The organism is Helicobacter typhlonius (assembly GCF_001460635.1).
GTDB lineage: Bacteria > Campylobacterota > Campylobacteria > Campylobacterales > Helicobacteraceae > Helicobacter_C > Helicobacter_C typhlonius.
In genome coordinates this window covers 963,997-988,976 of sequence record NZ_LN907858.1, presented here as the reverse complement: position 1 = coordinate 988,976, position 24,980 = coordinate 963,997, and the positions used below count along the sequence as shown (strand labels likewise).

The window sequence follows — 24,980 nt, the reverse complement described above, 5'->3', positions numbered from 1 at the left end:
AAGAGTAGTCTTTGGGATTTAAAGCAAATTGGTTGCTTTAAATTTTTCTATCATAGAGGACATAAGAGCCACTAGAGACTTTTAGTCTAAAACTTCATCTATTAGCTCATAGCCCATAGAGCTAAAGTCTTTAGATAAAGCCCTAGTTTTTGATGACTCTTAGCTACTAGAGCCAAGCAAACTTTTAAGCCCTACTTAGAGCTTAGAACTTCTTCTTATTCACATCATCTAGAATATCTTTAGCTACTTTATCTACTCTTTCACTAATCTCTGAGCTTGCATTAGCAATCTCAACATTCTCTTGTGTTACAGATTCTAAATGTGATATAGCATCATTAATTTGAGTAACACCAGTTGTTTGCTCTCTAATAGATTCACCCATATCATTAATAGATTGAACCAAGAGATTTGTATTGGCTTCAATCTCACCTAGAGATTTTTGAGTGCGCTCTGCTAGTTTTCTTACTTCATCAGCAACAACAGCAAATCCTCTTCCGTGCTCTCCTGCACGTGCAGCTTCTATTGCTGCATTAAGAGCAAGTAAGTTTGTTTGGTCTGCAATGTCTCTAATAATGCCAATGACATTTTTAATATCTTCACTTTGTTGAATGACTTCACTTGTCTTACTGCTTACATTTTGCATAGATGAAGTAATTTCTTCTACTGCTTGAGCTGTTTGTTCTAAGCTACTTGCTTGAGAGTTTGTAAGATTTGTGAGTTTATTCACTGCTTCTTGTAAGCCTTGTGCTTCATTACCTAATGTTTGAGCAAAGGCAGCACTTGTAGAGAGCATTTTTCTAATCTCTTCGCCTAGAGTATTTGTAACAACTTCTACTCTACCACTTGCATCTTTTACTTCTGTGGTGAAGTCTAGTTTAGTATAGCTATCGAATACTCTTGCTATTTCATTGGTATCACTTCCTATTTTTGTTTGTAAATCATCAAGCATATGATTAAGCACTTCTTTAAGTTCATTAAGCTGTGGATTATGAGGTGTTTCTGTAATTCTTGCTCTTAAATCGCCAGATTCAATAGTCTTGGCTGTGGCGACTGATTGTTCCACTGCTTTAGAATCTTGTTGCAAACCATTTTTGGTAGAAGCAATATTTTCGTTGATAGCCTCTCCCATTGCTCCAAGCTCATCACGACCCATAATGACAAGTGGTTCTGGTGCTACTTTGATTTTATGATTGAGGTAATCAAAAAATTCAAAAAGCGTATGCGAAATATGGCGAATTCTGCTTGCGATTGTAGACTTGATATATATAAACATAACAAGCGATACAAGAGCAACAGCAACTATGCCCACGATTACAAGCGCTATTTGTAGTGTAACGATAGGTTTGTTGATTGCACTAAATGGTGCAAGTGAAACAACGGTCCACCATAAGTCGGTACCGGGCCATATTTCAAAACTATTAAGTGCTACTTTTGAGTTTTGACCAATTATATTTGTATATGTATAAATTCCACTTTGATGTTTTTTTGCTGCTTCAACTATCTCTTTTGCGCTAGGGTGAGTATTGACATTTCTTAAATCTTGCGAACGCCATTGAGCTCTCTCCTCCGTTGCACTATTAAATATGATTGACCCATTGGTGTCAATTACTATTCTTTTATCACCTTCAAATACTCTTAAACCAGGGGAAACCAAAATATCATCAATCATTTCCAAATTGAGGAAATTCCCTATAACACCCACATGCTTACCATTTTGTATAATTGGAACGATTGCAGCCTTGAGATATTGTGTCTTACCCTTAATATTGACTTGACGCGAAGGTGTCATATCTACGCTGCTTTTATTGAGTGAGTTTAAGATACTAGGCATTTCCTCTAACAAATCCTTGGGCATAATGCCTGTAGAAACACCACCTAATGCTGCATCTTCATCTATTGATAAGATTGCAAATTCGCCCGTTGGCAAGAGGTAATGATCACCTTTGATATTTTTCTGTGTATAGTCTTTTTTTATTATAATAAAGCCACCCACAGAATATCTGTTTGTATCTACAACATTTTCAAGTATGTTGATTAGTTGTCCCTCATCAAACGTAAAGCCTTTCCCTATCATCGACTCTATTACTGCATTTGCACTTATAGTAGATGAAAATATTTCACCAGTAGCCCCTACGATAAGATTTTTGTATCGTGCAGCCGTGTTGCTTAAGAGATTATCACTTTCGCGTTCCAATGTTTGCGAAGCAAAAAATGAAACAACAAGAACAATCAGTATGACACAGAGTATAACGATAAACGAAACGACGGAGATAATCTTCGTCCCAATGTTCAAGCGACCAAAAAAGCCCATGGCAACCTCCTAAAATTATTTGTGGTTTAAGTTCTTAAATACTTCGCACTTTAGCAATATACAAGTGGAAATTTAGAGAGACTAAAAAAATAGCGATTGTAGCATAAATCTAGCGTTAAGTCTATAAAGCGGAATAAAATTTGACAATTTTTTTACACCATTTGTATTTTTTATTTTTTAAGTGCTGTTCGTGTGAAAAATATAACATACTTTTTTCTATAAAATATTAAGCATACCTAGATTCTGTAGCTTATTGAATCTGGTATGTTTGGCTTTGCGTGAGGAGAGCAAAACGCGCGATTTATTCTTTTTAGATTCTATAAATTATTGCAAAATCTAAAGCGCGTTAGCCATAAGCTTATAGACTTCTTAAAATCAAATCATTGAGCTGTGCATTAAAAGTTTTCGCATTCTCTAGCGCACCACCCTCAAGCACTACCGCAGCCCCAAAGAGCAAAAGTGCACTTTGTTTGATTTTGTCCTCTTGTGCGTTTTTAAGCTTTTCAAAAATGCTATGTGTGATGTTTAGCTCAATAGTTGGCTTAGATTCTGGCATTTTTTGCCCCATTTGTGCCATAAGATTTGCCATCATAGGATTAGAATCCTCTTTAATAAGCGTGAGTGGAGCTTCGCCTAGGGTGGAGAGTTTCACTTCGGCTATTTGCCCTCCTAGCGCGTCTTTAAATCCTTTCACAACCCCTTCAAAAGCCTTTTGAATTTCTTCAGGGATAGAATCTTCCCCTAGCTCCTCTAATGCCTCTTTGGAGTTAATGCTCCTTAGGGGCGTTTTGTCATACTCGCCCACCATTGGCATAACCACCGCGTCAATCTCATCGCTTAAAAGCAATACATCAAAGCCTTTTTGTGCGAATTTTTCAAGCAGAGGTGCATTTTTGAGTGAATCTTTATTTTCGCCTAGTATATAATAGATACTCTTTTGCTCGCTACTCATTGCGTCTTTGTAGGCTTTGAGCGAGAGATTCTCTACCTTGAAGCTATCAAAGCGTAAAAGTTCTAAAATTTTCTCTTTGTTTTCATAGTCGCTATATAAGCCCTCTTTAAGCACTTTACCAAATTCTTTATAGAAATCTTTGTATTCCTCATCTTTTTTTGCGATATTTGCTATTTCACCTAGAATCTTCTTTGTGGAGGCGGATTTGATATTGGCTAGAATCTTGTTTTGTTGCAAAATTTCTCGACTCACATTAAGTGGTAAATCCTCGCTGTCTATCACCCCACGCACAAAACGCAAGTATGGTGGCAAAAGCTCCTTGTCATCATCAGTGATAAATACGCGCTTGACATAGAGTTTTACGCCAGATTGGTAATCCACACGATAGAGGTCAAACGGAGCTTTTTTAGGGATATAAAAAAGAGTGGTGTATTCTAAATTTCCCTCGACTTTTGTGTGAATCCACCTCATAGGCTCGTTGTTATCGTGTGTGAGTGTGGCATAAAATTCTTTGTAATCATTCTCTTTAAGCTCGGCTTTTGGAATTTTCCACAAAGCTTTAGCAGTATTGACTTGTGAGACTTTATCTTCTTTTTTCTCCTGTCTGTTATCGCCCTCGCCCTCGAAGCTAGATTCAGTAAAATGGAGGAAAATAGGGAAAGCAATATGCTCAGAATATTTATGGATAATGCTTTCAATCTCCCACTTAGAGGCAAAATGCGCCTCATCTTCGCGCAAATAAAGCGTGATTTTTGTGCCTTGAGTATCCTTAATGCACTCTCCGAGCTCATACTCGCCTTTGCCCTCACTCACCCACGCGTATGCCTTTTCTTCACCGGCTTTTTTACTTTCTACCACGACACGATGTGCCACCATAAACGCAGAGTAAAAGCCCACGCCAAACTGCCCAATAAGTGCAGAATCTTTTTTCTTATCGCCACTAAGTTGGGCTAGGAAGCTCTTTGTGCCGGATTTTGCTATAATGCCTAGATGTTCTTTCATATCCGCTTCGTTCATACCCACGCCATTATCCTCGATTGTAATCGTTTTTTTCTCCTCATCAAAAGATATATCAATGCGCGCATCAAAGGCGAGTGATTTAAGATTATCCTGTGTAAGTGTGAGATAAGAGAGTTTATCGAGCGCGTCAGAGGCGTTGCTGATAAGTTCTCGCAAAAAAATCTCTTTATGTGAATACAATGAATGTATCATTAAATCTAAAAGCTGTGTAATCTCAGTTTCAAATTGATGTTTTGTTGCCATTTTTTCTCCTTAGAATCAAAAATAAATTGGCAATCATAGCAGAAAATGATAAATTTGTGTAAAGTTTATATTAATATTATAAACTTTTATGAGTTAATTCATATAAAAATTATTTAGTATCCTAATGATATATAAATGCTTAAAAAGCTTGTGATATAATCTCTCTCACTAGATTCTAAAATTATCAATAATGCAAAGAAAATATCATAATGCAAAACCTAAGGAGTAGCGATGAAAATAGCTATCGTGCTTGGTGGTGGCGGTTCAAAGGGTGCGTACCACATCGGTGCGTGGCGAGGGCTAAGAGAGATTGGCATAGAGTATCAAATCATTACGGGCACGAGTATAGGGGCATTTAATGGTGCGATGATGGTGCAGGGGGATTATGAGAGGGCTTTGAGGCTGTGGCGCGAGATTGATATTGAAAAAGTTGCGCTTAATGGTTTGAATCTACGCACGGATTTAAACTACTATAAACAGAATCTTGACAAACTCCTCCCTTTTTTGAAAAGCTATGCAAATCACAAGGGTATGGATATTACTCCACTTAAGAAAATTATAGAATCTATGGTGGATAGCACATTTTTTAGCTCACCTATTGATTATGGTTTAGTGAGCGTGAAGCTCCCCTCATTTAGCCCGATAGAAAAGGCAAAGAATGAGCTAAATGCTAAAAATCTTGCGCTATGGCTACTCGCTTCCGCTTCGTGCTTTCCGGCATTTCCCGTGTGTGAGATTGAGGGGGAGGGCTATATTGATGGGGGATACTATGATAATTTGCCTGTAAATTTTGCCTTTGCACTCGGCGCACAGCGAGTTATTGCTATCGCGCTTAATCCAAATCCGCATATTTATAGTAATCACCCGCTTGTGAGGACGATACAGCCTCTTATGCCGCTTGGTGGAATGCTTGATTTTGATAAACATAGCATTGATGAAAATATAGAACTTGGCTACCTTGATACGCTTAAAAGCTTTGGGAGGTTGTGGGGTAGGGCGTATAGCTTTAGAATCTGCAAGGAGTTTATGCAGAAATGCGCCTTTGCGTTTGAGGAGGCACTTTGTTTTATGCTCCATAGTGAGATTAGCAATACAAAAGCTTTACCCTTTAGTCTCCATAAGGCGTTTGAGGTTTTTTCCCCTGCACTTTCAAGCAAGATTCTGCAACTCTTAAGTGAAGAATCGCCCTATATCTCGCATATTGAGCGTGTATGTGCGAGTGAAACAAGTGAAATAACGCACCACAGCCCATATCACCTTGCTTTGCATTTGATAGAAACCATAATGACAGATTCTAAAGCCTTTCCATATACTAGAATCTACGAGCTAGAGGAGGTTTGCACGAAGCTAAAAAATCATCATTTGAAGCATTTTGACATAGATGAGCTAAGCACACAAAATAGCGATAGCGCGTTGCTTTGGGCATTTTTTAGCCTATTTTCTCGCTATTTATAGACAAGACATATCAAAATGGCGCAATTTGAAAAATTTTACATTGAGATAAGCGATTATTGTGGGCTAAACTGCACTTTTTGCCCTAGCCACTCGCGCAAAAGTGTGCGTGGAGCAATGCAAAAGGAAGTTTTTGAATCTATATGTAGGCAAATAGAGGGCAAAACAAAGCGCGCGTGCTTTCACATACTTGGCGATCCGCTGAGCGTGAAAAACTTTGAGGACTATACACAAATTGCGCATTCTTATCATCTTAAAATCGATTTGGTAACTACCGGCTTATTTTTGAAAGAGCGACATTTTGAACTTTTGCTGCAAGAGCCTTTTGTGCAGGTTTCATTCTCTTTAAGTGCATTTTTGGCAAATCCACTTTTGCTTCATACATCACATTTGTATAGAATCTTAAGCTTTTGTGAGGCGTGCATACACGCAAATTCACCTATTTTTATCAATCTCCGCCTCCATCAAAATGATATTTTGCAAAAAAGTAGAGATTTTAATATGATTTTAGAATCTATAAGAAGCTTTTTTGGTTTATCCGCTTATGTTTTGGAGCAGTTTTTAGCAGGGAGAGATATTCGCATAAAACTTGCACCAAAGATTTTTCTAAACGCTACGCGTAGCTTTAGCTGGGAGCAAGAGGATATAAAAAAGGTGGATACTATGCGCGGTGGGTTAGATTCTCATAATCAAGTAGAGATAGAATCTAAAGATTGCAAAATTTTTAAAGATTCTAAAACACAAAGAGAGGAAAAAAATCCGCGCAAACCATTGTGCTATGGTGCGATAAAGCAGTGTGGAGTGCTAAGCAATGGGGAGCTTGTGCCTTGCTGTATTGATTACAAAGGCAAGGCGAGTTTTGGCAATGTGAAAGAGCAAAGCATAAAAAATATTTTAGAATCCCCCTCTTTTAAGGGATTTAGGCATTTACTCAAAGAGGGCATAGCACCTTGTGATCTCTGCAAAAACTGCGGGTATAAAGATATTTTGTAGATTCTTATGTATTAAAATCTACGCGAAAGCACTTGTGTATGCACGATAGCGTGATTATAAAAATATAATCTTGCTCCGCTCAATCCTCTAAGATTCTCTACTAGCTCTACTCTCTATTTTGCACATTTTATGACTTTTGCAAACTTATGGAATTATTTTTGCTGGATACAGAGGTAATGCAGATTCTAAAAGGAATTAGAATATCTATGCTAAAAGGGATTTTATGAAAAGAATAATCTTGATTCTTGCCTGTGTATTTGGATTTATTGAGGTTGCAAATGCAGTTGATTGGGCGCGTTTGCTTCTTACTGGTCGTCCAAGCGGGCATATGGGGTTGTATTATCAAGGTATGACGGGTGGCGCACCGAGCTTTGTCGATGCAAATGTCTCACTTGCGTATCAAACGCAAAGGTATCATGGCATTGGGCTGGGCACTTCTATGTGGGCTGCAACAAAACTCTACCAAGCACACACAGGGGATTTTTCTCAAGTAAAAGATGGCTTTGTCTTGACAGAACTTAATGCAAGTTTTGTGAATCCCGGACGCATTAGTATATATGCTGGGAGATTTAAAACCGATAGCGAGTGGATAAAGCACTACACACAAGGAGCGGCGGTAAAGTATGAAGATATAGAAAATTTACAGGTTGATTTTATTTGGGCGTGGAAAAATGCGTATGTTACAAATTATCGCGTGGCAAACTTCTATAATCCATTTGGCGATGTAGGTGCAATGTATCTAGGCGCGTCCCTTATTTTGCCAAATTCTCCATTGCAGGTTACACCTTATGTATATACGGCTCCAAATGATTTTGTATCATTTGGATTAAAAGTCCTAGTGGCTGTCCCTGCAGGTAGCTTTACTCTCTATGGAAAAATGCATTTTCTTGGATTTTCGGGTAAAAATGATAAGGTCATTGATGGTTCAAGAACAAGTGGCGATGGTGGTTTTGTATGGTTAGAAGGTGGCGCAAAATGGGCTGGTATTAATGCTGGTGGAGGCGTCATCTCTATGAATAAAAGTGGCGCAAGGGGCATTGATGCTTTTGGGCAAAGTAGCTACTTTGAAAGGCGAGAAGGTTTATTTTATAATAATGCTACCACATTGTATGGATTCTTGGAATATGATTTAAAAAAGTATGTGCAGCTTGATGCGGCTATACGACACACTTCTATTAGCACAAAAAATATTTTTAACTGGGAAGTTGGATTGATATCTGAGCCACAAAGTAATATAAAAGTGGGTGTTAAAGTTATAGGAATGATAAATAATGCCGATTTTACACTAGATGATTCTGTTTTTGCTAACGATGGCAGGAATTATCTCCTAACTCGTCTTTTTGGACAAGTTAGTTTTTAAAAACTTATAAGGAGACAAAATGAAGAAAGTAGTATATGTTTCACTTGTTGCAGCTTCGGCTTTGGCAATGAGTGCAAATGCTGTAGAAGTTATTCCATTTGGGCATTTAGGTGCTTTTTATCATCAAGGGTTTGGCGGGTTGCCTACTACTGATAAAAATGGCAAAGAAGTGCAACGAGCTTATGCTGATGTAAGTGCAAGAGTTGGAATTGAGCTTGGTTTAAGTCAATCTCTTAGCGTGGGACTTGGTGGTTGGGGTGCATATCCATTCTATACCACAGGACATCAAAATAATTATGTAGGCGATATTGCTATTCCTAAAAATGGTGATGTGTCCGATGCGTATTTGCGCTATGATGGTGGAAGTTTAAGCTTTATTCTTGGACGCTTTGATATGGGGCAGTTTTATCTTGGCAAAGATGGTAAAAATTATACAGGCGTAGATTGGATTTATGGCAATGTGCAAGGTGCTGCACTCAATGTCGGTAGCAAGGCAGTGAGCTTTTGGGCATATTGGAGAAACTCTCAACTTGGTGCGGGACAAGCCTATAATAGAATGGGTTATGAACTTTCAAGCTTTAATACTTATCAAAATTATAAGAGTAGCACAAAAATTGGTGAGCTTGTAAGTGCAGGGTTGGATTTTGATTTTGGTATGTTAAAGGTTTCACCTTTTGTGGCTTATCTCACTGATATGAACACTTCTATCGACACAACAAAAAATAGTCTAGGCACAGATGATATATTAAATGCTGGAGCAAAGGCGCAACTCGAGCTTGGTAGTGGGAATCTCAAATCAATCACTACATTACGAGGTATTTATGGCACAAATAATATAGTAGGCAAGGGCAAGAACACAAACGGAGTAACTTTTTGGGTTGATGAGGAATTACGATTTAATGATATTTGGAAGCTCGGAGCCGGATATGTAAGCCAAAACAAAGATGCCCATCTTTTAAATTTTGGTGATAGAGCAAGATTCTATGGCTATCGTGGTGGCTTAAGCGGCGCAGGCTATGGTGCTTATCTAGGAGGAAGTGGTCTAAATAACCATAGCACTTGGTATGTATTTGGTGGTGTAGAAGCAAAACGCGTTGCACTTGATTTGCTCTATGCTGGCGGTGATTACGAAGAGCTTTCTGCGGTTGGTTCAGTAAAACTTTGGACAAATGGCGATAATATGTATTTCTCAGTAGGTGCTGGATATGTTGGGACAGGTAAAGGAAGTCCTTTCTACAATGCTGTATCTAATGATAAATGGCAGCATTCAGCTCTTGCATTTGCTAAATTTGGATTCTAAAATCCTTTGAAACTTTCAAAGGCTAGAGGGTTGTCTCTAGCCTTATTCTTTCTTCTCTCCATTATAAACTGCAAATAAAGCAGCAAACTTACAAATTTCCTTAAAAGTTAATGTATAATAGTAATTTTATTAGAGCTTAAGGAGCAAAAATGGAGTTTTTATACATTAAGGCATTTCATATCATTATGCTTGTTTCTTGGATGGCAATGTTATTTTATCTTCCGCGTTTATTTGTGTATCACGCGCAACATCGTGATAACGAATCTTTTATAAATATCGTAAAATTACAAGAGTTACGACTTTATAAATATATAGGTATGCCTGCGTTTGTGCTTACTTTACTTACGGGAATAACAATGATTGTGTTAAATCCTGTCTTTCTTAAAGTATCTGAATCTGGTTTGTGGCTTCATATCAAGCTTGTATGTGTATTCTGTCTCATTATCTATCATTTTATGTGTGGATACTTTATAAAAACTTTGGGGAATGCTTCTTGCACAAAAAACCACAAATTCTTTCGATTTTTTAATGAGATACCCACTATTTTGCTTATCATCATTGCTATTTTGACAGTGTGCAAACCTATATAGAGAAATGTAATGGCGAAGTTATGGGGAGGGCGATTTAGCCAAGAATCTAGCTCACTTTTAGAGGAATTTAATGCTTCGATTTTCTTTGACAATGCACTATGGCGCGAGGATATAGCTGGTTCAAAAGCTCACGCGCAAATGCTCGGTAAAATCGGTGTTTTGCAGCCTAATGAAGTGGAGCTTATTTTAGATGGACTTACAAAAATCGCGCAGGATATAGAAGAGGGTCATTTTCAATTTAAAGCAAGTGATGAAGATATACATATGGCAATAGAATCTGCTCTTACAGAGTGTATTGGTGATGTAGGTAAAAAACTTCATACTGCAAGAAGTCGCAACGACCAAGTCGCACTTGATTTTCGTTTGTATGTTTTAAAATATAATTGTTTCATTCGCTCCTTGCTTTTAGAGATTATGGAATCTATTTTGAATCTTGCTAAAGAGCATACACAAAGCATTATGCCGGGTATGACTCATTTACAACACGCTCAACCTGTAAATTTTGGCTTTCATCTCGTGGCGTGGGCGTGTAATTTTAAACGCGATATAGAGCGTTTGGAAGATGACTATAAACGCAATAACTTTTGCCCATTAGGCAGTGGAGCATTAGCTGGCACTCCTTATGGTAATGATAGGGTATATCTTGCAGAGATTTTGGGGTTTAGCGCACCTACGCTTAATGCAATGGATTCTGTAAGTGATAGAGATTTTGCCCTTGATATGCTTTATAGCCTTTCTATGGTGATGATGCACCTTTCTCGTGTGGCTGAAGAGCTTGTGCTATGGAGCACTCAAGAATTTGCCTTTATTACCCTAAGTGATGCGTATGCGACAGGAAGTTCGATTATGCCGCAGAAAAAAAATCCCGATGTCCCCGAACTTTTGCGCGGTAAGAGTGGGCGTGTATATGGTGCGCTTATGGGCTTACTAAGCGTGATGAAAGGCTTACCTTTAGCTTATAATAAAGATACGCAAGAGGATAAAGAGGGAGTATTTGATGCGCTTAAAAATGTAAGCATATGTCTTAAAATCGCTAAAGAATGTCTTGATACTATGAGTGTCTGCACTGACAATATGGCTAAAATGGCAAAAAAAGGACATATAAGCGCTACTGATTTGGCAGATTTTTTAGTGCGTGAATGTAATGTAGCATTCCGCGATGCGCATCATATCACCGGGCGCGTGGTGGCTTTAGCTGAAAGCAAGGGTGTGGATTTGAGCGATTTAGATGAGAGTGAGATTCTAAAAGTTGATTCACGCATTAAGGCGGGGGTAAAATCTGTGCTGGATTTAGAATCCTCGATGAACGCGCGAAATACACTTGGTGGCACTTCTAGTGTGCAGACTAACGCACAGATTGATGAGCTTAGAGCGTTTGTGAGTGAGCATAAGACACAGATTCAAAAGAGAGTATAAAAAAGAATCTAGATTCTAAATAAGGCATAAGATGAGTGATAAACAAGAGCAAATTGTGAATATGTTTAATGAAATTGCACCAAGCTATGATAGAGCAAATCGCGTAATGAGCTTGGGTATTGATGTAACTTGGCGTGTAACGGGTTGCAAAAAGGCGTTTGAAGCATTAGGCAAAGATGAAATAGAATGTGTGCTTGATGTGGCGTGTGGCACCGGCGATATGTTGTGGCATTGGGACAATCAGGCAAAAAAAGCACATAAACAAATAAAACAAATGCGCGGCATTGATCCTTCAAAAGGTATGCTTGATGTCGCAAAAGAAAAGCTTGCTCCACTCAATGAAAAGCTAAAACTTGAAATAGGCGAAGCAAAAGCACTCAATATAGAATCTGAAAGCGTGGATATTCTATCAATTGCCTATGGTTTGCGCAATGTCGTGGCACTAGATTCTGCTCTCGATGAATTTGCGCGTGTGCTGAAAAAGGGCGGGGTGCTCGTCATTTTGGAATTTATGAATGATGAAAATGTTGGGATTTTGCAGCGGTTAATGCGCTTTTATACACGCAAGATTCTGCCTTTGGTGGGGGGATTGATTTCGCATAATCACGCCGCATATCAGTACCTGCCAAATTCCATAAAGGATTTTGTGAGTGCTCAAACCTTACAGAAAAAGCTCCAAACTCGTGCCATCACAAGCTATTTTATGAAAGGATATAGTGCAAATATTTCTACACTTTATGTAGGGATAAAATCCTAAAAGATTTGCAAAATATGCTTCTGCACATTTTAATTGGTGTTGTGCTTCGCGTATGTGTTATGAGTTTTTTGAATTTTGCCCTAGGTATATTCGTTAAGATTTTAGTGGCAGATTCTAAAAAATGTAACATTAAGAATAAAAAAGCGATTTTGGTAACTAAAGTATAGTTTTATTTTACTTTTTATAAACATTTTATAAAGCGGACAGAAAAGATTTGGTTATTATACCACATAGGCATTTAGAAAGGGGTTAGAATGGGTGAAGATGCAGACATAGTTTTGGTTGGTGGGGGTGTGATGAGCTTCACCTTAGCGGCGATGATAAAGGAGCTTCAACCTTCTGCGCATATAAGCGTGTATGAAATGCTTGAAGATGTGGCGTTGGAGAGCAGTATGTGTTGGAACAACGCAGGGACAGGACATCAATCTTTTTGTGAGTTAAACTACACACCTAAAAAGGCAGATGGTAGTATTGATATTACAAAGGCTGTGAGTATTAATCAACAATACGAGCTTAGCAAAGAGTTTTGGGCATATTGTGTGCGGGTTGGGATTCTCAAAGAGCCTAAAACTTTTTTGAATCCTGTGCCACATCTTAGCTTTGTCGTAGATGATATCGTGTCTTTTTTGAAACAACGTTATGAAACGCTCAAAACTTGCCCACTTTTTTCAAATATGCACTATTCCGAGGATAGAGATCAAATCAAACAATGGGCGCCACTTCTCCTAGAGGGGCGAGATGACAAGCAGAGTATAGCGGTTACCTATATGGAGGAGGGTAGTGATGTCAATTTTGGCGAGATTGTGCGACAATTTAAGGACAAGCTTAGCCAAAAAGATGGATTTGATGTCTATGTAAATCATAAAGTCTGTGATATTAATAAAGATGGCAACGCTTGGCTTTTGGATGTGCTTGATAAGCAAAATGGCACAAAAAAACAAGTGAAGACGAAGTTTGTATTTTTGGGTGCTGGTGGTGGTTCGTTTCCATTATTGCAAAAGAGTGGGATACCTGAGGGTAGGGGTTATGGTGGATTCCCTGTAGGTGGGCTATGGCTCGTATGTAAAAATCGCGATATTATCGATAAGCACCACGCTAAAATCTATGGTAAAGCCTCTATTGGCGACCCACCTATGTCTGTGCCACACTTGGATACGCGCATTATTAATGACAAGAAAGAATTACTTTTTGGACCTTATGCGGGATTTAATACAAAGTTTTTGAAACACGGCAGTTTTTTTGACTTCCCTTTGTCTATGCGCGCAAATAACCTCTTGCCTATGATTCAGGCGGGAATTGATAATGTGCCTTTGACAGTGTATCTCATTAAGCAGATTCTAATGCTGGATAGACAGAGAATGAAAAAGCTCAATGTGTTTATTCCTGCGGCGGAGTTTAAAGATTGGCGAGCGATGTTTGCCGGGCAAAGAGTGCAAATCATCAAAAAAGACGCGAATGGCAGAGGAAGTTTGCAATTTGGCACGGAGGTGATTACCTCACAAGATGGCACTTTGGCGGCGTTGCTCGGTGCGTCTCCGGGTGCTTCAACCGTGGTGAATATTATGCTTCAGGTGCTTGAACGATGCTTTGGTGATAAGATGAACTCTAGTGATTGGCGAGAAAAACTTACGCAAATGGTACCCTCATATGGACGCTCTATGGAGGAAAATATCACTCGTTTTAATGAGTGTCGTTCAAAAACTGCGGAAACTCTACAAATGCCATTTTGTGCTATTTAGCTGCGACAAGAACAACACAAACTATGTGTGAGTGGCTTTTTTAAAGCCCACGCACGATAAAATCGATGATTTTCTGTTATAATACGCGTTTTATTTTACTATAAGGATTTAGGCGATTAGAAAATGTAAAGAACTAAAATTGCAAGAAAGCACATCGCCGAGCGAATGGGAATCTTAGGCTGGGAAAATATACGAATAGATTATGACTTTCTTTTTATTCTTACAGATTTAAAAACTGGACGTGTTGCATGGGATGATGAGGGGCATATCTCAAAGGTTGTGAAAAAAGCGCAAGCAGGAAATTTTAAAAGGCTAGGTGAGGGAACTTGTGATGGAGGCGATGTGGTTGATTGTAACAAATTAGCAAATGAAGCTTTTGATTTAGGTGATTATGAAAAATCATATGAGTTTTTTAACAAAGCCTGCAAACTTGGAAATAATACCTCTTGTGATAGTGCGAAATATACAAAAAAGAAGCATAAAGAACTAAAAAGAATAAACAGAGACTGGCATTTTGGATTTGTTTTAGGGGGTGATGTGGGTATAGGAACTGCAAATATATGGTTCCTATACCTTATATCTCTAATGGCAACAATAGTGGCACAATTCGTTTGAGTAAGAGTATTAAATCTGGAGATTTGATTTCGTTTATAATCCCATATATACTAAAAGCAGGTGTCTTTTTGCAACGAACAAGCGGTTTATATTTAAATGCAAATATCCTTTATGGTAACTATAGCTTTACGACAATTGATAGCGAACACGATTTTCAATGCACTGGTGATCGCTACGGCTCCTGCAGTTGGGAGGGTGTTTATCTCAGTGGATTAAACTTTGAACAAAAATTGCTCGGTTGGAATATAAGGGTTGGTCGGGGCTATTATAATAAAAATAGTAATGGCGCACTCTTTATCGGTGGAGGTGCTTTAACTGATTATGGCTCAAGAATGTATAGCCATGGGTGGATTTGTGATTAACAAAGAGCTTAAAAACACTTATCCTTTTTTTGGGAAATTGGAATTGTTTTTTCATTAAATCATATATTCTTTATAGAGGGGACATACAGATTTATGTTTGATGGCAAACCAAGCGAAGATTTTGTAAGCACTGCTTCGCTCAACCTAGGTGCAGGAATCTTTTTGCCCCTATGGTAAGCATATCCCCCTCAACAAATCTTAAGTATGTCTAAATCCCTACAATTGAAAAAAATTTACTCAAATGCTATAATACGCGCTTTTGAACAATTTTACTACTTCAAAGGATACAAAATGGCAATAGGAATGAGCGAACTCAAAAAAGGACTAAAGATTGAAATTGATGGGATTCCATATAGAATCACCGAGTATCAGCACGTAAAACCCGGCAAAGGCGCGGCATTTGTGCGGGCAAAAATCAAATCTTTTCTTGATGGCAAAGTGATTGAAAAAACTTTTCACGCAGGGGATAAATGCGAAGAACCAAATTTACAAGAAAACACAATGCAGTTTTTATACCACGATGATGGTGTGTTTCAGTTTATGGATACCGCTACCTATGAGCAAATAGGGCTAAACGATGAACAAGTAGGCGATGCGGCAAAATGGCTTATTGATGGTATGAATGCGCAGGTTCTATTCCACAATAATAAGGCAATTTCTGTCGATGTGCCACTTGTGGTGGAGCTTGTGATTACCGAGACTGCACCAAACTTCAAAGGCGATACGAGTAGCGGAGGCAAAAAACCTGCTACACTTGAAACTGGTGTGGTGGTGCAAGTGCCTTTCCACGTGCTAGAGGGAGAGAAAATCAAGGTAAATACCGAGACAGGCGAATATTTAGAAAAGGTAAAATAGTTTTAAGAATCTATCATAGGATCTTAGTAATAAGTTTCAGCAATATGAGTAGCCCAAATTGGTGCTACTTGCAAAGATATTAAATCCCAAAAACAATACTTTTAAATCGAGGCAGTTTGTTAGTGTAAATTTTGCTTTGATGAAAGTATCCATAGATAATCCCCACCCATAAAATTTTTATTCGTATTTATCGCGTGTAATGGCTATCCAAAATGCACTTTTATCTCAAAATTTGAGCCTATCAAAGAGAAATGTCCGCAATGTGGCGGAATAAGCGTAGAGCGTGAATATCGCAAAAAACAAGTGCGTGAATGTCTCAAATGCAAGCATAGAATAGAAATATAAAAATTATCAAATAATGTTACTTTTTCTCTAAAAAAATAGATAAACCTCAAAAAACCTTTTGCTTTTAAGCAAAATCGGGGGGGGGGGGGGGGGGTAGAATAGCGCTTATGCATTTGTAAAATAAAAAAGGGTGGTTTGACAATGAAAACAAAAAAATTGTTTGCAAGGTTGGCTGTAATTTTATTTTTTGTGGCTTCGCCGCTTGTGGCTGAAGAGAGTGGTGTGTTTGGAGGTAATGCCGTAGGTTATGGAACTCCTCATATTAAAATTTTAAATGCTAGTGGAGACACTATTAGTAAGAAAGATTATAATGGCATAACCTTTGCATTTATTGCTGGTTATAAGCAATTCTTTACTCCTAACTTTGGATTGCGCTACTATATAAATGTAAATACAATTGGAAAAGATGTGGGTCAAAAATTTAGAGGAACTCTAATGGATTATGGAGTAAATATTGATATGCTCTATAATTTTATCGCTCGCCCTAATGCAAACCTTGGTTTTTTCTTAGGAGCTGGAGCAGGTGCAAATACTTGGGGTAAAGATATTGGTAAGGATATTGCAGATTCAAAAAATGTTAAAAAAACTGCTTTTAGTGCAGGTTTAAATTTTGGTTTGCGTAGTGTGTTTGCTAAGCATTATGGGCTAGAAATTGCTGCTCGCGTGCCATTTACAAAAACTACTATTTTTGATGGAGATAATCAAGGCAACAAAATCAAAATGACAGCTTCATATGACTATAATCTTGGACTGCGTTATATTTTTAACTTCTAAGATAAGAATCTAAAGAAGCATAGGCTTTGTGCTTTATAAAAGCGCATTGCCTCAAAAAACAAGAATAAAAGAAACAAATAAGACAAAAAAGATTTACAAAAATTAAAAAGCTAGAATCTGCACCAAAGATTCTAAAAGCCAAAACTTTGAAACATTGTTTGTTTATGATAAGGGATTCCATAATTTAGTCCGCTAAAATCATATCCGTCAAAATTATAGATTTGCAAGATGATACATAGGACAAAAAAGAGTGCCCCAAGGCAAAAACCTATGATAATTTTTAATATGGTAAAAAACACAAGCGTAGCCTTAAGATGAGGCGTGTGCTTAAAAAAATCTTTAAGTGTGCTACCAACAATAGCAAAGCTTTGCCATATTACAAACCACGGAATCATAACAATCTGCACACTCAATGTAAGTGTGATATGTAATCCTGTAAGAACAAAAACTATAATAATAGCAAGACACACTCCAAATACGATATGGCTTCTTTGCATTTTGGGATTAAAAAGAAACAGCACAGGCAGATTGACAGCTATAAGATACTTGCTTAGCACTATCGCTCTGCCTACTAACTCAACAAAGCTATGATGGTCAATAGGCACTTGGGCTATAAAGCGGCGATAGAGAAGCACGAAGAGGATACACGCCCCAATATAGAAAATAAAGATAAAGAGAGCAAAGAAGAATTTGCGTTCGCTCTCACTGTTCTTTGTATCATTGGAGCTTGGCTCTGCGGGAGTTGAGGGCTTGTAGGATTTCAATGGATTAGCACTCTAAAAGCTTCATATTAGGATAATATCTTTACCGCAGTGCCATATACAAGCACTTCTGAAGTATTTGACATAAGCGATGAAGTGACATAAGAAATACCGATAATGCCATTTGCTCCAAGGGCGCGTGCTTCTTCTATCATACGTTCAGTAGCGATATTTCGTGCGTCATTAAGCATTTCGGTATAGCCTTTAATCTCGCCACCGACAATGCCCTTAAGCCCCGCCATAATATCGCGTCCTATATGCTTTGACTGCACCATTGAGCCTTTGACAAGCCCTAAGACTTCATAACTTTGTGGTATATAAGCAACACTATAAAGTTTCATATTGCCTCCTTATTTTAGTTCATTTTTTACGCGGATATGAAGTTCTTTAAGCTGTTCATTGCTCACTATACTTGGAGCTTGAGTAAGGGGACAAGTCGCCTTTTGTGTTTTGGGGAATGCGATAACATCGCGGATACTTTGCGCCTTGCTTAAAAGCATTATCAGTCTATCAAATCCAATAGCAATGCCCCCGTGTGGAGGTGCACCAAAGCTTAATGCCTCAAGCAAGAAGCCAAATTTCTCTTTTGCCTCCTCATCGCTAATGCCAAGTAACTCAAAAACTTGCTTTTGGATAGAATCTTTATGGATTCTAATACTTCCCCCGCCAAGCTCAATGCCATTGAGCACAACATCATAGGCAATAGATTCTATCTCCTCTACATCATCTTTGCTTAAATCTTTTGGCATTGTAAAAGGGTGATGTAGGGCTTTTGTTTTACCCTCATCTTTTTCAAACATAGGAAAATCCACCACCCATAAGAATTTATATTCATTTTCATTAATAAGCTTCATATCTTCAGCAACTTTAAGACGCAATCTCCCCATATAATCCCATACTATTTTTTTAGCTCCTGCGCCAAAGAAAATAATATCGCCAACCTCTGCTTTTACGCGCGATACAAGCTCATTGAGTGCAGATTGCGAGATAAATTTGACTAAAGGACCTTTGAGTTCATTTTCTTTTACTTGAATATAGGCTAGCCCTTTTGCACCAAACTTACGCACAAAATCCTCCGCCTCGCCTAAGCTTTTGCGTGAAAAGAATGTATCTCCACCTTTGACGCATAGAGCTTTAATGCGATTGTTTTTAGAATCTTGTGCGATATTTTTAAAAATCTCATTGCTTGATTCTATAAACAAATCTCCCACCTCTACAAGCGGCATACAAAAGCGTAAATCGGGCTTGTCGCTTCCATAAGATTCCATAGCTTGTGCATAAGGCATACGCATAAAAGGTATTTCAATCTCCCTACCGCACGCACTAAAAATATCTTTAAGTAGATTCTCTGCTACACTAATAATATCCTCTTGCTCACAAAAACTCATTTCAATGTCAATTTGCGTAAATTCAGGCTGCCTATCAGCGCGTAAATCCTCATCGCGGAAGCATTTTGCGATTTGAAAATATTTGTCAAAGCCACTCATCATAAGGAGTTGTTTAAAAAGCTGTGGGCTTTGGGGTAGTGCGTAAAACTCACCTTGATGAACGCGTGAGGGCACAAGATAATCCCTTGCCCCTTCAGGTGTGGCTTTTGTAAGTATAGGCGTTTCTACTTCTAAAAAGCCCATTTTTTGCAAACTATTACGTGTAGCAATAGCTGCATCAGAGCGGATTTTGAATATATTATATGCTTTAGGTGAGCGCAAATCCAAATAACGATATTTAAGCCTTAGCTCCTCATTTACATTTTCATCGCCTATGGCAATGGGTGGGGTTGGGGATTTATTTTCAATAATAAGTGAGTTTAGCACGACTTCTATCATACCTGTCTTTAACTTTGGGTTTTCAAGTCCTGCACCTCTTGCTCTTACTTTACCTTTTGCAACGAGTACATATTCATCGCGCACACTTGAAGCGATAGTGTGAGCTTGAGTGCTTGGGTCGCATACAAGTTGGACAATACCACTTTTATCGCGCAAATCAATAAAAACTACACCTCCGTGGTCTCTGTAAGTATTGCACCAGCCGCAAACTTGCACTTCTTGCCCGATATGTTCTGTTCCTAATTCTGCGCACAAATGAGTTCGTAACATAGTTTTGCCTTTTATAAGTGAAATATTTGATTAAAAATCCATATCTGTAAGAAGCTTGCGTAGGGCTTGTTCGACTTCTGCTGGATTAGATTTGGTTATGAATCCATCCGCTTTGAGACGCTCCGCCATTTGATGATTGCTATCACTACTCATTGATGAATTAATAATTACGGGTATATGGCAAGTCGCTGGCGTTTCTTTGATATTTTTAAGCACTTCAAAGCCCGATATAATAGGCATTTCTAAATCTGTAATGATAGCACCTATTCTTGCAGCCACTCCCGGATTATGGAGATAATCAAGCAAAGCCTTGCCATTAGGGAAAGTAAAGTATTCTATATCAAGCGTTTCGATGATTTTTTGGAGAGATTTTGCCGCAGGTTTAGAATCTTCTGCCAAAAGCACAATTTTATCGGTTACAATTTTGCCCAAATCATTGAGTTCTAGCTCGTCCGCAGCACCTACTGATGGGAAAGCTTCGGTAAGCATTCTTTCTACATCAAGGATTTGTATCACTGAGCCATCATCATACTTTGTAGTAGCCGTAATCTTCATATCGCTATCTATGCCGAGATTCGAGCCAGTATCAATATCTTGCCAACTTCTGTGGATAATGCGCCTTACACCCATAATCTTAAGCCCAACGGTATTGTTAGAAAAATTACAAATAACTACAAGACTTTTTCTAGTATTAAGTGAAAATTCCCTCAAGTCTCTATCTGGATCTTCTTTGCTATAATAGAGCCATCGTCTCATATCTACAAGAGGAATTGTCTCATCACGCACCGTGAGGTAGCCTAGCACAACACCGCTATTATCCCCTGCAGTTTCAGTAAGCTCGTTGTCATAGTAAATAATTTCGCGTATTTTAAACACATTCATTGCATAGAGTTGATTTGTGCCATCTTTTTCTTCTTCGAGTGTGAAGCATAAAAACTGCACTTCGTTGTTGAGGTGGAGCGAAGTGGTTTTGTCGATTGATTCTTGTGCTTTTGCCAAAGCCTACCTCCAAAACTTAAAACTAAAATGATACAATTCTATCGCAAAATACATAAAATAAGCATTATAAACTTCAAAATTTAAGGATAAATCGCGTGGATATTGTTACAACAAAAGATGAGTATAAAAGCCAAGTGCAGATTCTCAAAAAAATGGCATACCATTATTATGTGCTTGATGAGCCAATTGCCACTGACGAACAATATGACACACTCTATCACAAGGTGCTAGAGTTTGAAAAGACTAATCCCGCTCTTATGGACCCCAGCTCCCCCACACAGCGCGTAGGCGATACACCTTTAGAATCTTTTAGCAAAAATACGCATTTGGTGCGTATGTGGAGTTTAGATGATATGTTTAATGATGAGGATTTGAGTGCGTGGATTCAAAGAATCTATAAAAGCCGAGCCCAAGCGACTTTTACTTGCTCTCCTAAATTTGATGGGGCAAGTCTTAACCTCCTTTATCGTGGTGGAAAACTCATAAGTGCCACTACAAGAGGAAATGGCATAGAAGGGGAGCTTGTAACACAAAATGCGAGGACGATTCAAAGTGTGCCGCTTGAGATTGCATTTAAAGATGACATTGAGGTGCGCGGGGAAGTTATCATCACAAAAGATGATTTTGAGGCGATAAATAACGAGCGATTAGAACAGAATCTTAGCCTTTTTGCAAACCCACGCAATGCCGCAGCAGGAAGCTTAAGACAGCTAGATTCTAAAATCACAGCCAAACGCAAACTGCGCTTTATGCCTTGGGGTATTGGCGCGGGGCTTGAGAAATTTTCTAGTTTCTATGCGGCATTACAGGAGATAGGGAATTTCGGCTTTGCACCTGTGCCTTTTTTGCGCCATTGCAAGAATATGGAGGAGATTACAACATTGTATCGTGAGCTTGTTTCAAAACGCAATAATTATCCCATAATGCTTGATGGTATGGTGATTATGCTTGATGAGATTGCCTTGCAGCAGGAGCTTGGCTGGACGATAAAATCACCTCGTTTTGCTTGTGCGTATAAATTTCCCGCAGTGGAGAAAAGCTCTAAGATTCTATCTGTAACTTTACAAGTAGGACGCACAGGACTTATCACGCCTGTGGCGGAGCTTAAGCCCGTGGAGATTGAGGGAGCGATGATTTCGCGCGCAACTTTACACAACTTTAGTGAAATTGAGCGCAAAGACATTCGTTTAGGCGATGAAGTGATTATTATCCGCAGTGGCGATGTGATACCTAAAATCATAAAGCCCCTTACCGCATTGCGTGATGGCTCACAAAAGCCCATTACTAAACCTACACATTGCCCTGTGTGTGGCGAGGAATTGTTGATTGAGGAGATTTTCATCAAATGCCAAAATCTTAGCTGTGAAGCTAGGGTGATAGAATCTATTATTCACTTTGCCTCTAAAAAGGCACTTAATATTGACGGATTGGGTGAAAAAATCGTTATCCAACTCTACGAAAATGCGATGATACGAAGCATTAAGGATATTTATAGTTTAACTTTGGAGCAACTCCTTAAACTTGAAGGCTGGAAAGAAAAACGCGCTCAAAATCTTATAGATTCTATACGAGATACCATAGGCGTGGAGCTATGGCGTTTTATCAATGCGCTTGGAATCGAGCATATCGGCGAGGGTGCGAGTAAGAAACTCGCTCAACATTTTGGGCTAGATACTTTTAAACTAGAGTTAGATTCTATACTCTCACTAGATGGTTTTGGCGAGGAAATGGCACGCTCACTTGTAGAGTTTAATGTCGCAAATAAGGCACTTATAGAGGAGTTAATATCTATCATCACTCCTTGCGTGGAGATTATCACATATGACAAAAATCATACTTTTTACAATAAAACGATTGTGCTTACAGGCACGCTTTCTAGCCCTAGAGATGAGATAAGCGCACTTTTAGAATCTAAGGGTGCAAAAATTGCCTCAAGCGTGAGTAAAAAGACGGATTTTGTGATTTATGGAGACAAGGCGGGGAGCAAATTGGAAAAAGCACAATCTCTAGGTGTAAAAACGCTCAATGAGCAGGAGTTTCTCGCACTTATAAAGTTTTAATATCTTAGGAATATGAGGCTTTTAGATTCTATAAATTTAGAATCTAAAAGCTTTTCATTGCAAACGCGCTTTTGTTTTTGGGACATATTTTAAGGGCAAAACGAGATTGAATAATGCTATAAACCAAGCAGACATACAGGCACTTTAAGCACACTTTTTTTGACTTGTGCATATTGAGATGTAGGGCTTGTATTGCTATTTGAATCTTTGCTTAGCTCTAAGCCTCCCGCGTGAGTATCTTCGGGAAAAAATATCGCCAAATCTCCAGCGCGTAAAAGTAAATTTGTGCGATAAGGTATGTGTGAATCTGTTTTTAGCGGGAGCTTTGATTGAGATTTTAGCAGATTTTTATTTAAAGTGCTAGATTCTGTATAGAAATGCGGAAAAAGGTTGTTATATACGATTAAATCCTTGCGCTCATCATAGGGGATTTGCACCTCGAAGCTCTCTCTATCGCCAATCCTCATAAACTCATAGCCCTCAACTACAAGCTGAAAATCAATAAAAGCACGATGCGTTTCAAAAAAGGCATTTTTCGCGCTTTTTAAACGATAGGTTTGCTCGATTGCACGGACATTTTGCGAGAGTGGATAAGTTATTTCTTTGCGCTCCTCATTTTCTAACTTAAGACTTATGATTCTTTTGTGAATCTCATTTGTAGAATCTAGCGCATTAAGCATATATTCCCTTGCCTCATTGAGTGCAGGGTATGCTTTAAAAAACCAATCTAAATGTGTAAGTTTGCCAATAATTGCCATTGTCACTCCTTTATAAATTTACCTCTTATGTTTTCACACAAGCGGTGCGTTGTGCGGATTTTTAGCACTCTTTATGTATGATTGCAAAAAATCTACAAAAACATCGTGCAATGTGGAAACATCACTTATTTTCACGCGCTCGTTGATGGCATGGATTTTATCATTTGGCACACCAAGTTCTACGACATCTATGCCGTATTGTGCAAAAAATCGTGCATCACTCGTGCCACCACTTGTGCTTAAAGAGGGAGTAATATCGGCTACGCGCTTAATACTCTCACGGAGTAAGGCAATCAGCGCACTTTGAGAATCTGTAATAAATGGCAAGGAATTTGTTTTTAAAGAAAGCTCATAAGGGATTTCTTTAAAAACTTCCTTAATGTATGTGCGAATAGAATCTTCATTGCTTAAAGGTGAGTTACGCACATTAAACATTATTTTGAGATTCTGTGGTGTTACATTTACAACTTCCATACCGCTTCGAATATCGGTAATTACAAGTTTGCTCGGCGCAAAATGAGAATCCCCATTATCTAATTCTATGCCTGCTAATGCACCAAGCTTGCTCCCTAATAGTTCTATGGGATTGATACATTTTTGTGGATAGGCGACGTGTCCTTGTTTGCCTTCAATGATGAGTGTGCCATTGATTGAGCCACGTCTACCGATTTTAAGCATATCGCCTGTGCGATTTATGCTTGTAGGTTCTGCGACAATGCAGCTATGAGGAAGCAAATCGCGTTTTTTAAGCTCTTCAAGCATAAACTTTGTGCCATAGATTCCCTCTCCTTCTTCATCACTTGTAAGAAGGATTGAGAGCATAATGGGTAATGAAGAAGTATTATGGAATTCTAAAATATTACAAACGGCACATATAAAGGCACTTACGCCTCCTTTCATATCTTGTGTGCCTCGTCCATAGATATACTTTTCATCTTGTGTCCCACAAAATGGTTCAAACTCCCAACCCTCTCCCGTTGGCACAACATCAATATGTCCTGCAAAACAAAAATGATGCAGATTTGATTTGTCTGCACCTTTAGGTGCAATAAGATAAAAGAGATTTTTTACCCCCTCTTTTTCTTGCTCAATGATGAATGTATCAATATGTTCCTTTTGTATGAGAGAATTTAATTTATCAAGGATAATCTCATAAATCCCGCATTCTTGAGGTGTGATACTTGGACGCTTGATGAGCTCTTGTAGAAGTGAAAGAGGCATA

The 24,980-nt window shown here is 38.5% G+C and carries 21 protein-coding genes; 13 read left to right on the top strand and 8 right to left on the bottom strand.

What is annotated here, in order from left to right; genetic code table 11:
- Nucleotides 1-202: 202 nt before the first annotated feature.
- Nucleotides 203-2,311 (bottom strand): methyl-accepting chemotaxis protein, encoded by a 2,109-nt coding sequence (locus BN2458_RS04900; RefSeq protein ID WP_034342113.1) that lies wholly within the window; start codon nucleotides 2,309-2,311, stop codon nucleotides 203-205.
- 358 nt (nucleotides 2,312-2,669) lie between these two features.
- A complete protein-coding gene (gene htpG, locus BN2458_RS04895; protein ID WP_034327259.1) occupies nucleotides 2,670-4,526 on the bottom strand; it encodes a molecular chaperone HtpG in 1,857 nt (618 codons plus the stop codon).
- A gap of 231 nt (nucleotides 4,527-4,757) precedes the next feature.
- Between htpG and BN2458_RS04890 the strand changes: the two genes are divergently transcribed.
- The 12 genes from BN2458_RS04890 to BN2458_RS04830 all read left to right on the top strand — a co-directional run bounded on the left by BN2458_RS04890 (nucleotide 4,758) and on the right by BN2458_RS04830 (nucleotide 17,084).
- Entirely contained in the window at nucleotides 4,758-5,981 is a 1,224-nt protein-coding gene (locus BN2458_RS04890; protein WP_052082030.1) for a patatin-like phospholipase family protein, read from the top strand.
- A gap of 15 nt (nucleotides 5,982-5,996) precedes the next feature.
- The gene (locus tag BN2458_RS04885; protein ID WP_034327261.1) at nucleotides 5,997-6,971 is read left to right on the top strand and encodes a radical SAM/SPASM domain-containing protein; all 975 of its coding nucleotides are present in this window, start codon (nucleotides 5,997-5,999) and stop codon (nucleotides 6,969-6,971) included.
- Between the two features lie 223 nt (nucleotides 6,972-7,194).
- The gene (locus BN2458_RS04880; RefSeq protein WP_034327263.1) at nucleotides 7,195-8,331 is read left to right on the top strand and encodes an Opr family porin; all 1,137 of its coding nucleotides are present in this window, start codon (nucleotides 7,195-7,197) and stop codon (nucleotides 8,329-8,331) included.
- 19 nt (nucleotides 8,332-8,350) lie between these two features.
- A complete protein-coding gene (locus BN2458_RS04875) occupies nucleotides 8,351-9,631 on the top strand; it encodes a hypothetical protein (protein WP_034342115.1) in 1,281 nt (426 codons plus the stop codon).
- A 149-nt stretch (nucleotides 9,632-9,780) separates the two neighbouring features.
- Nucleotides 9,781-10,221 (top strand): protoporphyrinogen oxidase HemJ, encoded by a 441-nt coding sequence (gene hemJ, locus BN2458_RS04870; protein WP_034327267.1) that lies wholly within the window; start codon nucleotides 9,781-9,783, stop codon nucleotides 10,219-10,221.
- Between the two features lie 9 nt (nucleotides 10,222-10,230).
- A complete protein-coding gene (gene argH, locus BN2458_RS04865) occupies nucleotides 10,231-11,637 on the top strand; it encodes an argininosuccinate lyase (RefSeq protein ID WP_034327269.1) in 1,407 nt (468 codons plus the stop codon).
- Nucleotides 11,638-11,668: 31 nt separating this feature from the next.
- Nucleotides 11,669-12,394: a bifunctional demethylmenaquinone methyltransferase/2-methoxy-6-polyprenyl-1,4-benzoquinol methylase UbiE gene (gene ubiE / locus BN2458_RS04860; protein WP_034327271.1), complete on the top strand. Its 726-nt coding sequence runs from the start codon at nucleotides 11,669-11,671 to the stop codon at nucleotides 12,392-12,394.
- Nucleotides 12,395-12,648: 254 nt separating this feature from the next.
- Nucleotides 12,649-14,133 (top strand): malate dehydrogenase (quinone), encoded by a 1,485-nt coding sequence (gene mqo, locus BN2458_RS04855; protein WP_034327273.1) that lies wholly within the window; start codon nucleotides 12,649-12,651, stop codon nucleotides 14,131-14,133.
- Between the two features lie 165 nt (nucleotides 14,134-14,298).
- Nucleotides 14,299-14,748 carry a tetratricopeptide repeat protein gene (locus tag BN2458_RS04850; RefSeq protein WP_034327274.1) on the top strand — a complete coding sequence of 150 codons (450 nt, stop codon included), beginning with the start codon at nucleotides 14,299-14,301 and terminating at the stop codon, nucleotides 14,746-14,748.
- A complete protein-coding gene (locus BN2458_RS04845; protein WP_034327276.1) occupies nucleotides 14,745-15,110 on the top strand; it encodes a hypothetical protein in 366 nt (121 codons plus the stop codon). The genes BN2458_RS04850 and BN2458_RS04845 overlap by 4 nt, the downstream gene beginning before the upstream one ends.
- Nucleotides 15,111-15,401: 291 nt before the next feature.
- Nucleotides 15,402-15,965 carry an elongation factor P gene (gene efp / locus BN2458_RS04840; RefSeq protein ID WP_034327277.1) on the top strand — a complete coding sequence of 188 codons (564 nt, stop codon included), beginning with the start codon at nucleotides 15,402-15,404 and terminating at the stop codon, nucleotides 15,963-15,965.
- A gap of 486 nt (nucleotides 15,966-16,451) precedes the next feature.
- On the top strand, nucleotides 16,452-17,084 hold the full coding sequence (locus tag BN2458_RS04830; protein ID WP_058122057.1) for an outer membrane beta-barrel protein: 633 nt from the start codon (nucleotides 16,452-16,454) through the stop codon (nucleotides 17,082-17,084).
- Nucleotides 17,085-17,215: 131 nt separating this feature from the next.
- On the opposite strand, the gene BN2458_RS04825 is transcribed toward BN2458_RS04830, so the two are convergent.
- The 4 genes from BN2458_RS04825 to BN2458_RS04810 are packed head-to-tail and all read right to left on the bottom strand — an operon-like array spanning nucleotide 17,216 to nucleotide 20,940.
- Nucleotides 17,216-17,848, bottom strand: a complete 633-nt coding sequence (locus BN2458_RS04825) for a hypothetical protein (RefSeq protein WP_052082147.1) — start codon at nucleotides 17,846-17,848, stop codon at nucleotides 17,216-17,218.
- Nucleotides 17,849-17,874: 26 nt separating this feature from the next.
- Nucleotides 17,875-18,186: a YbjQ family protein gene (locus tag BN2458_RS04820; RefSeq protein WP_034327278.1), complete on the bottom strand. Its 312-nt coding sequence runs from the start codon at nucleotides 18,184-18,186 to the stop codon at nucleotides 17,875-17,877.
- A 9-nt stretch (nucleotides 18,187-18,195) separates the two neighbouring features.
- Entirely contained in the window at nucleotides 18,196-19,941 is a 1,746-nt protein-coding gene (gene aspS, locus BN2458_RS04815; RefSeq protein ID WP_034343167.1) for an aspartate--tRNA ligase, read from the bottom strand.
- Between the two features lie 30 nt (nucleotides 19,942-19,971).
- Nucleotides 19,972-20,940 (bottom strand): chemotaxis protein, encoded by a 969-nt coding sequence (locus BN2458_RS04810; RefSeq protein WP_034343168.1) that lies wholly within the window; start codon nucleotides 20,938-20,940, stop codon nucleotides 19,972-19,974.
- A gap of 101 nt (nucleotides 20,941-21,041) precedes the next feature.
- Here BN2458_RS04810 and ligA point away from each other — a divergent pair, with 101 nt between their 5' ends.
- Nucleotides 21,042-23,000 carry an NAD-dependent DNA ligase LigA gene (gene ligA, locus BN2458_RS04805; RefSeq protein WP_034343374.1) on the top strand — a complete coding sequence of 653 codons (1,959 nt, stop codon included), beginning with the start codon at nucleotides 21,042-21,044 and terminating at the stop codon, nucleotides 22,998-23,000.
- Nucleotides 23,001-23,116: 116 nt separating this feature from the next.
- Here ligA and BN2458_RS04800 read toward each other — a convergent pair whose 3' ends face one another.
- Together BN2458_RS04800 and dapE are read right to left on the bottom strand one after the other, a co-directional pair.
- Complete coding sequence (locus BN2458_RS04800) at nucleotides 23,117-23,758, bottom strand: YhcH/YjgK/YiaL family protein (protein WP_034343170.1); 642 nt, start codon at nucleotides 23,756-23,758, stop codon at nucleotides 23,117-23,119.
- A gap of 33 nt (nucleotides 23,759-23,791) precedes the next feature.
- Complete coding sequence (gene dapE / locus BN2458_RS04795) at nucleotides 23,792-24,979, bottom strand: succinyl-diaminopimelate desuccinylase (RefSeq protein ID WP_034343172.1); 1,188 nt, start codon at nucleotides 24,977-24,979, stop codon at nucleotides 23,792-23,794.
- Nucleotide 24,980 lies beyond the last annotated feature (1 nt).

Coding starts and splice junctions, on each gene's coding strand:
- BN2458_RS04900 (WP_034342113.1), bottom strand. CDS start 2,311: ATGGGCTTTTTTGGTCGCTTGAACATTGGGACGAAGATTATCTCCGTC.
- htpG (WP_034327259.1), bottom strand. CDS start 4,526: ATGGCAACAAAACATCAATTTGAAACTGAGATTACACAGCTTTTAGAT.
- BN2458_RS04890 (WP_052082030.1), top strand. CDS start 4,758: ATGAAAATAGCTATCGTGCTTGGTGGTGGCGGTTCAAAGGGTGCGTAC.
- BN2458_RS04885 (WP_034327261.1), top strand. CDS start 5,997: ATGGCGCAATTTGAAAAATTTTACATTGAGATAAGCGATTATTGTGGG.
- BN2458_RS04880 (WP_034327263.1), top strand. CDS start 7,195: ATGAAAAGAATAATCTTGATTCTTGCCTGTGTATTTGGATTTATTGAG.
- BN2458_RS04875 (WP_034342115.1), top strand. CDS start 8,351: ATGAAGAAAGTAGTATATGTTTCACTTGTTGCAGCTTCGGCTTTGGCA.
- hemJ (WP_034327267.1), top strand. CDS start 9,781: ATGGAGTTTTTATACATTAAGGCATTTCATATCATTATGCTTGTTTCT.
- argH (WP_034327269.1), top strand. CDS start 10,231: ATGGCGAAGTTATGGGGAGGGCGATTTAGCCAAGAATCTAGCTCACTT.
- ubiE (WP_034327271.1), top strand. CDS start 11,669: ATGAGTGATAAACAAGAGCAAATTGTGAATATGTTTAATGAAATTGCA.
- mqo (WP_034327273.1), top strand. CDS start 12,649: ATGGGTGAAGATGCAGACATAGTTTTGGTTGGTGGGGGTGTGATGAGC.
- BN2458_RS04850 (WP_034327274.1), top strand. CDS start 14,299: ATGGGAATCTTAGGCTGGGAAAATATACGAATAGATTATGACTTTCTT.
- efp (WP_034327277.1), top strand. CDS start 15,402: ATGGCAATAGGAATGAGCGAACTCAAAAAAGGACTAAAGATTGAAATT.
- BN2458_RS04830 (WP_058122057.1), top strand. CDS start 16,452: ATGAAAACAAAAAAATTGTTTGCAAGGTTGGCTGTAATTTTATTTTTT.
- BN2458_RS04820 (WP_034327278.1), bottom strand. CDS start 18,186: ATGAAACTTTATAGTGTTGCTTATATACCACAAAGTTATGAAGTCTTA.
- aspS (WP_034343167.1), bottom strand. CDS start 19,941: ATGTTACGAACTCATTTGTGCGCAGAATTAGGAACAGAACATATCGGG.
- BN2458_RS04800 (WP_034343170.1), bottom strand. CDS start 23,758: ATGGCAATTATTGGCAAACTTACACATTTAGATTGGTTTTTTAAAGCA.
- dapE (WP_034343172.1), bottom strand. CDS start 24,979: ATGCCTCTTTCACTTCTACAAGAGCTCATCAAGCGTCCAAGTATCACA.